The following is a 14869-nucleotide window of genomic DNA, read 5'->3' as shown; positions in this document are numbered from 1 at the left end:
AAAACCCGGATTTGCAGCGTAAATATTAAGAAAGTAAAAACACATTAAACACTAAAAATAAAATGTCTTCCTCCACCCATATACTCTTTGTTGACGATGAACCGGATCTGGAAATTCTGGTCAAGCAACGGTTCCGCAAGCAGGTAAAAGAAGGGAATTTTAAACTCAGCTTTGCCCAAAACGGAGAGGACGCATTGGGTAAGCTTATGGAAGATCCCTCCATTGGTATTATTGTAACGGATATCAATATGCCCATCATGGACGGATTGACTTTTCTGAACGAGTTAAAAGCCGTCCAACGTCCTACTCGTGCAATTGTCGCCTCGGCTTATGGTGATATGGGAAATATCCGGACAGCCATGAATCGCGGGGCTTATGATTTTGTAACAAAGCCCATCGATTTCAGTGATCTCGAAACTACGCTGCAAAAAACCATTAATGATCTTCAATTATTGATTGAAGGAATTCAGGCAAAGGAGAATTTAAATCAGGCTGTTGAAGAAAAAGAAGTCGCTTTGCAAAGTGCAGCTTTCAAACAACAATTTCTGGCCAACATGAGTCATGAAATCAGAACACCATTGAATGCGGTCGTGGGTATGACCAATCTTCTGCTTGAAAAAGGTCCGAGGGAAGATCAGTTGCGCTACCTGAACGCCATGCGACAAGCGAGTAAAAATTTGCTCAACATCATTAATGACATTCTGGACATATCAAAAATAGAAGCGGGGAAAATTGTCCTCGAAGAAATCGACTTTGATCTCACCGAAACGGTGGATAGTGTCTATCAGACCCTGCATCTCCGTGCGGAAGAGAAGAAATTAAATCTCCTCTACACCTTTACCGATGAAGTACCAAAATGGATAAAAGGCGATCCGACCCGTTTGACTCAGATTCTCATCAATCTAACGGGCAACGCGATAAAATTCACTCCTGAAGGAGGAACGATCACCATTCAAATCAGTAAGGAAAAAGGTACTGATCCTGTATGGCTGAAATTTGAAGTAGTAGATACCGGAATAGGAATCTCCGCCGACCAGATTCATAAAATCTTTGAAAGTTTCTCACAGGAGAACAGCGAAACGACTCGTAAATTCGGAGGTACCGGATTAGGATTAAGTATCAGTAAGCAACTGGTAGAATTGCAGGGAGGAACCCTGCAGGTATCGAGTACGAAAGGAGTGGGAACTACTTTTTGGTTTCTTCTCCCCTATCCTGTGGGCAAACCCATTGAGAAAACAGAACATCAGGAAACCGAGACCTTATCACGACCCATCCATGTATTACTGTCGGAAGATCAGCCGATGAATCAGATGGTCGCCATCGATACGCTGGAAGGAATGTTTGAGGGCATCAAAATCGATGTGGCCAACAACGGACAGGAAGCAGTAGACAAGTCGGCGGAACAAAAGTACGACCTGATCTTTATGGATGTACATATGCCGGTGATGGATGGTTATACCGCCACCAAACTGATCAGAAGCTCCGGAAATATCAATGCCTCCACTCCTATTCTGGCATTGACTGCCAATGCGGTAAAGGAAGAAATTGACAAATGCCTGGAATCGGGAATGAACATGCACATGGCCAAACCTTTTGAACCTGAAAAACTGAAAAAGATAGTCATTCAATTGGTGGGGTAATACTCGTATCTCTTTCACGGTACAACAGGTCATCCTTGAGGATATCGCTTAAAATATCGCTAATTCTTATGATGATAACCCTGTTAAATTTTAACTTTCCCTATAAATAATATACTTTTACCCCATGGATCAACTATCCCAAATTACGGACCTGAGCTATCTGCGCAGCCTCACCGGAGGAGCGAATGATAAAATGATAAAATACATTCGCATGTTTCTGACCGGAGCTCCGATCAGCATCCAGCAGATGGAATTATACACGATGAGTAAGGATTGGTCGGGTCTGCGTCAAACGGCACATGCACTGAAACCACAGTTGGGATATTTTGGCGCAAAAGGTTCAGAAGAACTGGTGAAAGACATTGAGAAAATGGCCGGTGAGCAATCCAATCTTGATCGCATTCCTGTACAAATTGAAAACTTCAAAAAACAATATGAAATCATCAGTGCTGAATTAGAGAAGGCACTTCGTGATTTAGGTAATTAATCCCGCCATGGCACAGAAAACGCTTATTTATATCGTCGATGACGAACCTATGCAGCGCGAATTGCTCAAAGATAATCTGGAGAAAATGCCGGCTTATGAAATACATGCTTTCCCTACCGGAGAAGAATGTTTAGCTGCATCTCAGGTTAGAATTCCCTCTATCGTTTTCCTCGACTACAATTTAAATTCGCAAGTGCGGGATGCCATGGACGGTATCGATATCCTTAAAGAACTAAAAAAAATCAGCGCCGAAATTGAAGTGGTGATGATTTCCGGCCAGGATCAGATTGAAGTAGCCGTGAACACCATGAAATATGGTGCTTTTGACTATATTGTTAAAGGGGAAGGAGCATTTTTAAGAGCGGAAAAAACCGTATTTAATATTTACCGCTATCATAAAATGGCAGGTGATGCCAGTCGCTATAAAAAGCTGATGATATTTTTTGGCGTAGGCATGCTCATCATGATTGCCGTTGTTGTCATCCTTCAAACAAAAGGATTGATTCGTTCCAGTCCGAGTTGGTATTGATTCGCTGCCGGCTGTGAGCTACCGGCTACCGGCTTATTTTAAATTAGATGAAATCTTTTCTACATATTACAGAACTTTCCTCTAAGTGGAGAGGAGTTGCTTCTCATAGCAAGATAAAATTCCAACATTGGAAATAGTATTAAGCATTCAACCCACAGCTGGTAGCCGGAAGCCAGCGGCTTATTGTTGAAACCCCGCCGCGAAATTCAGCTTAATTTATAGAGTAATATAATATTAGCTATATAAATCAAAAGGATTACCATCGTATCCCAGGCGAGAAGATGCTTTTTACCAATGGATCTGTACGTGAGTCCAATAATTACTACAGCCGACATAAGTATTGCAGCAAACACAGATGTTAAATTACTTTCTGATGCATCTTTCAGTAAATGCCCCTTCGTATAAAACAGATCATCAATAAAGAGAATAAGGATATTAAAAATATTACTACCAAGAAGATTTCCAACGGCCATATCCACTGCTCCAATTCTAAGTGCAGCAATTGAAACTGCAATTTCCGGTAAAGAAGTTGAAATGGCCAGAAATAAGGTACCCACAAATGATTTTCCCAAACCGGTATGAACGGCAATTCTTTCAGCGAAATGAGGAAGAAACAAAGCTGCGCCAATGATAATCAGCGCAAATCCGGCATATCTCCATGCGGCCTGGCGCAAAGTTAATTGTTCATGAGGATGTGCAATTTCATCTTTCTTTGGCTGGCGACTGTTGTACTGAAAAATTATTCTTATGGAAAGCAAATAAACAACCATAAAAAGTATACTTGTTATTCCAATCCCCGGAGTTAAAATAAAATCGACAGGCAGGTACAAAGCTAATCCTGTCATGGTAAGTAAAATCAATCCAAAAGACGCTGCCAGCACATGGCTTTGCGAAGCCTGTGAAAACAATGGTTTATTTTTAGGGGTGAAAGCATCTAATACTGAAAGAATGCCCAGGTTAAAAGCACAACTACCTAAAATATCTCCTACTGCAAGATCAGCCGATTCTACAATTGCTACAGAGCTAATACCCACCATTAGTTCCGGTAAAGAGGTGATGCTTGCCATCAGAATTAAACCTATCCAGGCCTTTCCAAATCCGGTGAGTTCTGCAATTATATCGCCATAATAGGATATTCGTTTCCCGGCAAAAAAAATGATTGCCGCGCATATTATAAAGAGGAAACTATCAGTAAATAAAGTTTTCATATGATTAAATATATAATTTGAATTCTCCACACCATTTTCTCACACATTCATTACATATTTAATCCAACGTATACTAACGCACCCGCTGCATATCCAATCATTGCAAACAGACTAATTTTTTTAATGTACCAAATAAATGAAATTTTCTCCATACCCATGGCTGCTACTCCTGCTGCAGAACCGATGATGAGAATGCTGCCGCCTGTTCCCGCGCAATAGGCCATGTATTCCCAGAGAAAATCGTCCATGGGATAAGTAGCTAGATCATACATTCCCATACTTGCCGCTACCAGCGGAACGTTATCTACAATGGCAGATAAAAATCCAATACCTGTAATGATGAGCGTAAGATTCCCGATTTCATCATTCATCCATTGCGCCAAATGACCTAGAATATGGGTACTTTCCAATGCACCGATAGCAATTAAAATTCCGAGGAAGAACAATACACTGGGCGTGTCGATGCGTTGCAAGGCTTTCGATACAGAATAGTATTCTTTTTGCTCATCTTCTTTCCTTCGGTGAATGAACTCCACTACGGCCCATAAAAATCCGAGACCAAATAAAATTCCCATATAGGGTGGGAGATGAGTAATCGTCTTAAAAACCGGTACAAAAACCAAAGCACCTATTCCCACAAAGAAAATAGTATTTCTTTCACGACGTGTAGTGATGGAGACTTCTTCCTCTGCAGTCACCACTTCCTCCACCTTCCCTTTCATCGTTCTGCCGGCAAAGTAGAGCGGAATAAGCAAACAAACAACGGATGGTACAAAGAGATTCTGAATAATTGCTGAGGCGCTCACCTGCCCGCCTATCCAAAGCATCGTTGTAGTTACATCCCCAATAGGCGACCAGGCACCGCCCGCATTGGCAGCGATCACAATCATCCCTGCGAACATCATCCGGTCCTCCTGGTTTCTTAAAATTTTCCGGGCAAGAGAAACCATAACAATGGTGGTCGTCAGATTATCCAGTACTGCTGAAAGAAAAAAGGATATCATGCAGATGATCCACAGCAATTTTGCTTTATCACGCGTATGAATAGCAGAAGTAATAATCGTAAATCCATCATGGGCATCAACTAATTCAACGATGGTCATGGCGGCCAGAAGGAAGAAAATGATAGCTGCAGCCCCACTGAGATGATGTGACAACTCCTGCTCCACTTCCAATACATTGCCCGGACTCCATAAGATCCAGATGGTCCACACCAACACTCCTGTTAGCAAAGCTGATGCTGACTTATTGATTTTCAGTGGGTGCTCTAAGGTAATCGCTGCATATCCCAGAATAAATATCGTAACAATAATCGCTTCCATAATGACTGCAAAATAAATAATTTCAATCGTATGAGGGCGATACCCGGAGGAATATCTCGCCAAATGTGAAATGATTTGCTATTTGTAAAATAATTTCTATGTTTGAAGAAATATGAACGGATCTATATGAGCAATAAAGAAAACTGGGGCTCACGTGTTGGACTCATCTTAGCCATGGCGGGGAATGCTGTCGGGCTGGGTAATTTCCTGCGTTTCCCTGTTCAGGCTATCCAAAATGGCGGTGGAGCATTTATCATTCCCTATCTGGTTTGTTTTCTCGTGATGGGGATACCCCTCTTATTTGTGGAGTGGTCAATGGGCCGTTTCGGAGGGAGACATGGTCACCATAGTACTCCATTTATACTCGATTCGATGGATCCCAAACGAGTCATCTGGAAATATATTGGTGTTTTTGGAATTTTTACCAATCTGGCAGTAGCAGCTTATTATTGTTATCTTGAATCCTGGACACTTGCATATATCTGGCATTCTATAAGTGGATCTTTTAGCGGACAAACTTCTGCTCAAATTGCTTCCTTTTTTGATAATTATGTTAATTTACAAGGAGGAGGATTTGAGCCTGTTATAGTATGGTTATTTTGTCTGGCATTGAATACATGGATTCTTTCGAAGGGACTCAGTGGCGGTGTGGAGAAAGTAGCGAAAATCGGAATGCCCTTGCTAATCCTCTTCGGAATTTTATTGGCAATAAAAGGGGTAACCATCAAAGCAGGAGAGCAGGGTGCTATTTTCGACGGAACTGTTGGACTAAATTTCCTTTGGACACCTAATTATGATTCGATATGGTCGGCGAAAGTATGGCTGGCGGCAGCGGGACAAATATTTTTTACACTATCTGTTGGTATGGGATCCATCCAATGTTATGCGTCTTATGTAAAATCTAAAGATGATATTGCATTGAATGCGATGAGCGCAGGATGGATGAATGAATTTGTGGAAGTAGTATTGGGTAGCTCAATCCTGATTCCTATTGCAATCGGATATCTGGGCATTGACAAAGTAGTGGAGATGACACAATCCGGTGGACTTGGTTTAGGATTCCGGACTCTTCCTTATCTCTTTCAGCAATGGGGAGATACATTGGCTGCCGTTGCCGGTGTGTTTTGGTTCGGATTATTATTCTTTGCCGGTATTACCTCATCACTCGCTATGGGCACTCCCTGTATGGGATTTTTAATGGACGAATTCGGATGGAAGAGAGAGCGCTCAGCATGGACATTTGGTCTCGCCATTCTTATTTTAGGATTACCCACAGTTTTATTCTTTAACCACGGTGTCTTTGATGAGTACGACTATTGGGCGGGAACCGTTTCACTCGTTGTCTTCGCGCTAGCCGAAATTATTCTCTTCGCATGGGTATTTGGCATGGACAAGGGATGGAAGGAGATCAATATGGGTGCAGATATAAAAGTGCCTCCTGTCTTCCGTTTCATCATTCAGTTTATTACGCCATTGATTTTAGGATGGGTTTTCGTTGCCAGCTTGCCGGACATTTGGAACAAGATTAATAATACGGCACTAAAAGCAGAATTGGCCCTGTCGACTGATCCGCTGAGGATAGATGCCATCAATGAACAAATGGCTTATCTGAATGGTAGCCGTGTATTATTATTGGGCATATTCGTAGCCGTTAGTTATCTTGTTTATATTGCCTACAAAAAACGCTTAAAAGAAGGGAGGAAAACCGTATGAACGCAGATGCAATTCTAATGATGGTAGGAGCAGAAAGTATCATCACAGTGGTGACCATTTACTTCTTCTGGCGCGTACTCACCATGCCCAAGAAGAAAGAGCCGGATTCCTATTCTGATAATTAGTTTATAATTCAGTTAAACACAGCGTTTGTAACGATCCTGTTGCAAACGCTGTGTTGATTGTCATTGCCACTTTTCAACCATTAAATTTTTTAGAAGTGAAATCTCAAAGTCCCGAACACATTTCTTCCCGGCGCATTGATCCCACTGGCAAAGGTCCGGTATTGTGTATCGAAGACATTATCTACACCTGCCTGAATCGTTATCAGCTTATGTAACCGATAAGCAACTCGCAGATTTATGGTAAACCAGGCGGGCATACCTTCCGGAGTAGCATACTGCAAATTATCCTCTCCACTGGATGAATAATCCTTCAGCCTTTTCCAGCCATTGTAATTGACATAAAAATCGGAGCTGAATTTGTTAAAAGTATAATTGATACCCATGCGCATCACGAATGGAGGAATATGATCCAGAGGTACATCAGCACTATCCGTTTTCACCCTGCCATAGGTATAACTTGCACTCAGGCTCAACAGTAACTCTTCCATCAATCGTGTGCGGAAACTTGTGGAGAAACCATAGATGAAGGCTTTGTCCCGGTTCTGATTGGCGAGTACGCGGCTCAACACACCGTCATATACAATCGAATCTTTTCCCTGATAACTGAACACATCGGTGACAATCGCGTCAAAAAATCCCGTGTAGTAGAGTGTATTCTCCCAACTCGTTTTTCCATTATAGATTTTAGTGATACCGATTTCACCGGTGATGGTTTTCTCAGGTTCAATATCCTCATTAGGGACGACCACTGTACCCTGTGCCGTTTCAAATATTTTCGATAAGTCGTCCACGTTAGGAACCCGGAAGCCTGAACTCAACAATACCGAGAATTTCAAATCATCATTGGGGATATGTATCAATCCGATACTACCCGAGTACACCACATTGTTCTGACTGACTTCGCTGAATGGAAATTTAAAAAAAGAGGTATCCACGAAGGTCGATTTCAGTTGACTCATTCCCACACGTACTCCATCATTTAAGGTGAGGTGTGGATTGATTTTCCAGCTATGGGAGAGGTACACGGCCGCATTGCTCATGGTATTGTCACCATCCGGATAACGGGTATCCAGTGCCGAAATTTCTCCTGTCTCAATATTTTCTTCTTCAGCGGTAGATGTTAAGGTGTTGTACTGTGCATCTACACCCACCTGCAAGACCTGATTCCCTGCGATATGTTTCAGATCGAAATTCAGTCCTGCTATTCCCACTTCCTCCACTCTATGCTGAAGTCCGGTGAGGCCAAACCTGCGCTGATGACGACTTTCGGCAACCGCCTGATAATTCAGTCCGGCATGGATATATTGAAAAAAACCGATCCCGTTATTCACATTCAGATCATACGCTACCAGCATTCGTTCACCCGGACCATAGTACCACTCTGCATTTCGCAATCCATCTCCATCGGGATCTGTTAAACGATCGTAACGCGGCACATCGGTGGTATTTGAATACTGAATGTTCAGACCATGTGTCACTCTATCGTTTTGTTTAAATGCAAATTTCTGTACCAGGTCATATTGACTATAGCCGCTTTGCACTTGCAGATAACGATCATCATTTTTCACGAGTGAATCCACACCGTTGATACGATCCACATAAAATGGACGTACACCAAATTCCTTATCGTAAAAAGGATTTTGATTTTCTCCTCCACGCAAATCACCGAAAGAAGAATAAGTGAACGATGTAAAGGATGCAAATTTTTTACCGCCGATATTTACATCCACATGTCCGGTAAATTCATCATTGGCAGTTCCAAAACGAGTAAAGGCATTCACTTTCAGATGTTGCTTGCTTCCCTCTTCGGCGAACACCGGACGTTGCGTATACATATGAATCACACCTCCCAATGCATCACTGCCATACATCGTAGAAGAAGGACCGAACAGCACTTCTACTCTATCCAGACTATTATTGTCAAGAGAAAGGATGTTTTGAAGATGTCCGCTGCGGTAAATCAGATTATTCAACCGCACACCATCTACTACAATCAGGATACGGCTGGCTTCAAATCCTCTCAACACAGGAGAGCCGCCTCCCATTTGGCTACGCTGCACAAAGATGCCCGCGGTATTGGAGAGAAGATCTGCTGTGGTTTGAGATTGAGCTGCTCTGATCTCCTTCGCTGTCATCAGTTGCACCTGCTGAGAAACTGTTTTCCGGGTTTCTTCTCCTTTAGAGGCTGAGATAATCACCTCATTCAGCGAATTTATGCTGGTATCGGGAGAGGATGACTGGCTATAGGAGAGATGCGTATATAACACTGCTACTACAAGCAGTACTTGTTGTTTCATAATTTTAATTTTAAGGTAAGTTAAATTGATGCCCCGATCAATACACGAGTTTCACGACCGTGTACAAATTCAAAGACGATAAGCGAATGATATAACTAATCAACAAAAAAAGCTTTCAGGGGGAGGAGTCGCAACAACATGTATTCCCAAAGCTATCTTTAAATCATCTTGTGGTAAAGAGCTTTCTACTAATGATAATATTTCAGGAGCGATCATTTCAAAAGTCACCTGATCATAAAAGACCGTCAGTAATTTATTTAACAAGTGAGGGTAGGGTAAATGTTTATCCGAACTATGACATATCAATTTTCGAATTTCTACTAAAACATTCTCCTCTTCTTTGTCATGAATGGCCAGGAGTTCTACTGTTTCTTCCTGCATGTCTGCCGACTTAATATCGTACATTTTCCCGTCCAGGCAAATCTCAAAATGATTCACTTTTGAAGCATAGTACACTTCTTTTGTCAAAATTAATTTTTCAAGTCTTTCATCATTCCCACTCAGCGCCCTAAGCATACTATGTTGGATATAGTGCTGCTGAACGCTATAGATAAATAATAAACCTCCGGCCTGGAAAGCCAACAGCAGAAACAGGAAAACTGAGAGGGTGCGTTTCAAGTTATTTATTTTCAATTATTTCACGGGTAAGCGAAATCAATGTATACAAATGTACTTTTTATCTAAACACGAAATTCAATTCGCCTTTCCGGAATTGAATTTTCTGATCCTATTTTGCAAAGAATTTTTAATTTTCATTTCCAAATTTAAAACACAATCCCCGAAGCCTTAGCGGGCATACATCCTTTTACAAGTTGCCGGGACGCTAAAACATTCAATTTTATGTTACCGGGCAGTTTTTTAAATATTTATGAAAAGATAAGAGTTGCACAGCTACCACGATGCTATATTTTTCAAAAGTTCTATTTATACTCCTTACATTTGACAGCATGAAAAAATTAATTTCCATCCTCCTATTCCTTGCATTTTCACATTGCTGCAATGCCCAATGGCCCACCCCATCCTCACCGATCTGGACAGGTATAAATGCCGGTCACCTGAGTGAAAACTCCATTTCAAAAGCAATAGATGCCAATGGAGCAATTTTTATCGCCACGCACGAACCTAACATAAACGGGTCGGATATATGGATACAAAAGATGGATTCTTCTGGTAATTTACTGTGGGGTTTCGCAGGTGTGCAGGTACTTCCATCTACCAATACACAAAAAAATCCGGTAGTACTTCCGGATGGAAGCGGTGGTTGTTATCTCGCCTATTTTGATGACAATGCTCCTTACGGGGCTTTCGTACAACATTATGATATAAATGGACTACCCTTACTTCCCGGACGAGGAAGAAAGCTCGTTTCCCATATCAGCAACTTCTGGGATGATTTGTCGATGGTCACTGACGGACAGTTTTTATTCTGCACGATGACTCTTGAAAAGCCCGCAACTAACGAACAGGTCTATGCCCAAAAACTGGATTTAAATTTGAATCTGCTCTGGGATACGACCGGCATTGCAGTATCTCCATCCGCGAATGAATACCAGAACCGATCTTGTCTGCCGGATGGACAAGGAGGATTGACCGTCCTCTTTACACGATATTCTTCCAGCATAAATCAATACCTGCGTGTGCAACATCTGGATGGCATCGGTAATCTGTTATGGTCTGCAAACGGCATAGAGTTAAACACCGGTCAACCAACAGGGGAAGGAAGAAGTATCCTCGAAAAGGGTCCTCAGAGCAGTTATTATGTGTGTTGGGATGGGGGAACGAATTCACTCTTCACCGGCATTTATTTGAGTAAAATAGATTCGGCCGGAGTAAAAAGCTGGGGCAATACTCCTGTAACCGTATTCGACACCATCAACAATCAAGACTTGCCGGATTTGGAAATAGACACTAACGGTAATGCCTATGTTACCTGGAGAGATTTTCGCTCAGGCGTGGGCTTTAATTGTTATGTACAGAAAGTAAGTCAGACAGGGAACCTTCTCTGGACAATTCCAACAGCCATAGATACCTTACAGCAACCGCAATATGTTTTTCCCCGAATCCTACTTTTGAGTAATGGACTCCATGTTTACTGGGGTTCTTATACCAGTAATTACATTTTAAAGAAACAAGTAATAGATGGGAATGGAAATAAACGCTGTACGCCCTCCGGCTTCGATCTCTCCTCACCCGGATTCACGCCCGTCATCGATAATTATCTCATTCGTATGCCTCAGGGAGGAATATGTTTCCTGCTCACCAATATGTCCGGCAGTTTAAACAACGTTTATATTGAGTACAATCATACTGCCTGTGTATTACCGGTAGCGGTGGAAGAAATTCCGGTCAAGACTTCATTTGCCTTATACCCAAATCCTGCAGAGGATTTTATCACATTAGAGCAAACCAATGGATGGGGCTCGGTAAGATGGGTGCAACTATTTGATATAAACGGTCGCCTGCAAATAGAGAAATCTGTGACCCCAAATATGAATTCCATAACCTTTTCAATCGCAGCATTGCCGGCGGGAGTATATATTTTAAAAGCAGGTAATGAAGTAATGAAGTTTGTAAAATGAGAAGGTTGGTTAAGTAAATAGTATTAGTGCTTAAATTACTAACTGCAATCTCCTGACTTTCATGGAAAAAAACAGTTGATTTTACAAGGAATAGAAAATCAGCTCGATGCTGTAAATTAACGGGTGTCTTAGGATGTCTCACGGGTGTTAAGTTATACCTGAGACATGTCCTGAGTTTTTCGAGGTATAAGCCCTGTAGGGGCGGTATCTCTGTAAAATAAGAATCCCATCTTCTCCCACCTATGCCGGCAACCGACCTTAGGTCGGTTGCCGGCGGTTGAAAGGATAGGGGAGTTTGTCGGTTACAGAGATACCGCCCCTACAGGGCTTATTGAAGAAATATCCATCTCCGTTCTGGCGTCATTTCTATTCCTGTCTTTTGCAGAAAACTTATTTTGAAGATATCGCTATAAGGATAAAATTCGCAGTTTATACTATAAGCTTTCTAAAGTTAAACATTGAACTGATAACTCATATCCTGATACTAACTTGCGAACAGCAAATAATCAAAGGTCTCCTCGGGTTTTAAATTAAGGTTACCCAACGAGGAAGTCAGAAGGTTGGTCAGATACATTATTAAGTGCTTAAATTACTAACTGCATTCTAAAGAGATGTCGTACAAAATATCTTAAACGTATTTAAATATTTTCATATAAGTCCGAGTTCCTTGCAGACTTTTTGTGCGGCAATTTGTTCGGCTTTCTTCTTTACGTAATCTGTGGCGAGGGCTTTCTCTTCTCCGTCAATAAGGAGTTTGATGGTAATCAGGCGGGTTCTGCTGTCTTCGCTCACGGTGTCAAAAGCGACCTGGTGCTTTTCCCGCTGACCCCAGTTTAAAATCAGGCTCTTAAAATTCTTTTCTGTAGATTCAATTTCTTCCAGGTCCACATGCGGACGAATGATACGGGCGAGAATATATTGCTGCGTTAATGCATAGCCTTTATCGAGGTAAATGGCGCCGATGAAAGCTTCAAAGGCATCTCCGTACATACTCCGATAACTCCCCGGACCGGCATCTTTCTTCAGGAGTTCATCAATACCAATCTTCACTGCCAGTTGTTTCAGATTCTCACGACTCACAATTCGGCTACGCATCTCCGTTAGGAAACCTTCATCCTTGAACGGATATTTTTTAAAGAGGAGATCGGCCACAACAGCACCGAGTACGGCATCGCCCAGATATTCGAGCCGCTCATTGCTCAGGCGATTTCCGCCCACGGTTTCGAGTGCCAGGGAGCGGTGACTGAAGGCCAGCTTATACAAGGAGAGATTACCCGGATAAAATCCAAGGAGGCTATGCAGCGAAAGGATAAATGATTTTTCCTGTGCGTCCGCTTTTAGAAAATACCGGATCAGGGTACGAACTGCCAAAACTCAGGACTTATACTTTTTGATAATAATAGAAGCATTGTGTCCGCCAAAACCGAAGGTATTGCTCAGGGCCGCATCGATGGTACGCTTCTGCGGTTTATTAAAAGTAAAATTGAGTTTCGGATCGAAGGCAGGGTCATCGGTAAAGTGATTGATGGTTGGTGGTACTTCATCGGTAACAACCGCCATTACTGTGGCAATTGCTTCGATGGCACCTGCAGCACCCAGCAAATGACCGGTCATGGATTTGGTAGAGCTGATGTTCAATCTGAAGGCATCCTCCCCAAAAAGCTTACATATCGCCTTCACTTCACTCGGATCACCTACCGGAGTAGAAGTTCCGTGCACGTTAATATAATCGATATCGGCCGTAGTCATCTCCGCATCTTTCAATGCATTGCGCATTACGTTATAGGCACCCAATCCTTCGGGGTGAGTGGCTGTGAGATGATAGGCATCTGCACTCATTCCACCACCGGCGACTTCGGCATAAATCTTTGCACCGCGGGCTTTGGCATGCTCCAGTTCTTCGAGGATCAGACATCCGGAACCTTCACCCAGCACAAAACCATCCCGGTCCAGATCAAAAGGACGAGAGGCCGTAGCCGGATCATCGTTTCGCTCACTGAGGGCATGCATCGCTCCGAATCCACCGATACCGGCTTCATTCACAGCAGCTTCACTACCACCGCAGAGAATGATATCCGCCATACCCAATCGGATATAGTTGAAAGAATCAATGATGGCATTGGTAGAAGAGGCACAGGCAGAAACCGTACAGAAATTAGGACCGCGATAGCCATAGCGCATCGAAATATGACCGGCTGCGATATCGGCAATCATCTTTGGAATGAAGAAAGGATTGAAACGAGGGGTACCATCGCCACGCGCATAGCTCATCACTTCATCGAGGAAAGTTCTGAGTCCACCGATGCCTGAGCCCCAGATCACTCCGGTACGGTCAGGATCAGGCTTATTCTCGAGGAGGCCGGCATCGATCACTGCTTCCTCGCAAGCCGCGACGGCCAGTTGAGAGAAACGATCGAGTTTCCGGGCTTCCTTCCGGTCAAAATACTTTCCCGGATCGAAGTCCTTTACCTCACAGGCAAAGCGAGTCTTAAATCGGGAAACATCAAAAAGGGTGATAGGAGCAGCACCACTCACGCCGGAGAGAAGACCTTGCCAGTAATCAGCAACGTTATTTCCGAGCGGGGTTTGCGCCCCCATTCCTGTGATGACTACGCGTTTCAGTTCCATGCGCGCCTGTTAGGAAACAGATTATTTTACGTTAGCCGAAATATAATCTACGGCTTGACCCACAGTGGAGATCTTCTCCGCCTGATCGTCAGGAATAGCAATATTAAATTCTTTTTCAAACTCCATGATCAGTTCAACTGTATCGAGAGAGTCAGCACCAAGATCGTTGGTGAAGCTAGATTCGTTAGTAATTTCGCTTTCGTCGACGCCTAATTTGTCAACTATGATGGCTTTTACACGTGATGCAATGTCAGACATTGTTCTGTAGAATTGGTTTAGACAGGGGGCAAAAGTAATAAATAATGACAACGCAGCCACTATTGTTTTATATTATTGATTTT

General features: G+C 42.7%; 12 protein-coding genes. 5 read left to right on the top strand and 7 right to left on the bottom strand.

Going from position 1 to position 14869, the window contains the following annotated elements; translation table 11 throughout:
• Positions 1 to 62 precede the first annotated feature (62 nt).
• The 3 genes from IPJ86_16565 to IPJ86_16555 all read left to right on the top strand — a co-directional run bounded on the left by IPJ86_16565 (position 63) and on the right by IPJ86_16555 (position 2656).
• On the top strand, positions 63 to 1640 hold the full coding sequence (locus tag IPJ86_16565; GenBank protein MBK7888835.1) for a response regulator: 1578 nt from the start codon (positions 63 to 65) through the stop codon (positions 1638 to 1640).
• Between the two features lie 124 nt (positions 1641 to 1764).
• A complete protein-coding gene (locus IPJ86_16560) occupies positions 1765 to 2127 on the top strand; it encodes an Hpt domain-containing protein (GenBank protein MBK7888834.1) in 363 nt (120 codons plus the stop codon).
• Positions 2128 to 2134: 7 nt separating this feature from the next.
• Complete coding sequence (locus tag IPJ86_16555) at positions 2135 to 2656, top strand: response regulator (GenBank protein ID MBK7888833.1); 522 nt, start codon at positions 2135 to 2137, stop codon at positions 2654 to 2656.
• A 206-nt stretch (positions 2657 to 2862) separates the two neighbouring features.
• Here the strand turns inward: IPJ86_16555 and IPJ86_16550 are convergent, their stop codons facing one another.
• The gene (locus IPJ86_16550) at positions 2863 to 3864 is read right to left on the bottom strand and encodes a sodium:calcium antiporter (protein MBK7888832.1); all 1002 of its coding nucleotides are present in this window, start codon (positions 3862 to 3864) and stop codon (positions 2863 to 2865) included.
• Between the two features lie 50 nt (positions 3865 to 3914).
• A complete protein-coding gene (nhaD, locus tag IPJ86_16545) occupies positions 3915 to 5186 on the bottom strand; it encodes a sodium:proton antiporter NhaD (protein MBK7888831.1) in 1272 nt (423 codons plus the stop codon).
• 126 nt (positions 5187 to 5312) lie between these two features.
• On the opposite strand from nhaD, the gene IPJ86_16540 reads away from it, so the two are divergent.
• The gene (locus tag IPJ86_16540; protein ID MBK7888830.1) at positions 5313 to 6899 is read left to right on the top strand and encodes a sodium-dependent transporter; all 1587 of its coding nucleotides are present in this window, start codon (positions 5313 to 5315) and stop codon (positions 6897 to 6899) included.
• A gap of 214 nt (positions 6900 to 7113) precedes the next feature.
• Here the strand turns inward: IPJ86_16540 and IPJ86_16535 are convergent, their stop codons facing one another.
• Positions 7114 to 9321, bottom strand: a complete 2208-nt coding sequence (locus IPJ86_16535) for a TonB-dependent receptor (protein MBK7888829.1) — start codon at positions 9319 to 9321, stop codon at positions 7114 to 7116.
• 99 nt (positions 9322 to 9420) lie between these two features.
• Positions 9421 to 9939, bottom strand: a complete 519-nt coding sequence (locus tag IPJ86_16530; GenBank protein ID MBK7888828.1) for a hypothetical protein — start codon at positions 9937 to 9939, stop codon at positions 9421 to 9423.
• A 329-nt stretch (positions 9940 to 10268) separates the two neighbouring features.
• Here IPJ86_16530 and IPJ86_16525 point away from each other — a divergent pair, with 329 nt between their 5' ends.
• Positions 10269 to 11900, top strand: coding sequence for a T9SS type A sorting domain-containing protein (locus IPJ86_16525; protein MBK7888827.1), 1632 nt, complete (start codon positions 10269 to 10271; stop codon positions 11898 to 11900).
• A 648-nt stretch (positions 11901 to 12548) separates the two neighbouring features.
• On the opposite strand, the gene IPJ86_16520 is transcribed toward IPJ86_16525, so the two are convergent.
• The 3 genes from IPJ86_16520 to IPJ86_16510 all read right to left on the bottom strand — a co-directional run bounded on the left by IPJ86_16520 (position 12549) and on the right by IPJ86_16510 (position 14786).
• Positions 12549 to 13211 (bottom strand): ribonuclease III, encoded by a 663-nt coding sequence (locus IPJ86_16520; protein MBK7888826.1) that lies wholly within the window; start codon positions 13209 to 13211, stop codon positions 12549 to 12551.
• A 63-nt stretch (positions 13212 to 13274) separates the two neighbouring features.
• A complete protein-coding gene (fabF, locus tag IPJ86_16515) occupies positions 13275 to 14528 on the bottom strand; it encodes a beta-ketoacyl-ACP synthase II (protein MBK7888825.1) in 1254 nt (417 codons plus the stop codon).
• 21 nt (positions 14529 to 14549) lie between these two features.
• Positions 14550 to 14786, bottom strand: a complete 237-nt coding sequence (locus IPJ86_16510) for an acyl carrier protein (GenBank protein MBK7888824.1) — start codon at positions 14784 to 14786, stop codon at positions 14550 to 14552.
• Positions 14787 to 14869: the final 83 nt, after the last annotated feature.

It is taken from the genome of Bacteroidota bacterium (assembly GCA_016713925.1).
GTDB lineage: Bacteria > Bacteroidota > Bacteroidia > AKYH767-A > OLB10 > JAJTFW01.
Note: the sequence above shows the minus strand (reverse complement) of the source record. Positions and strands in the feature narration are given on the sequence as shown.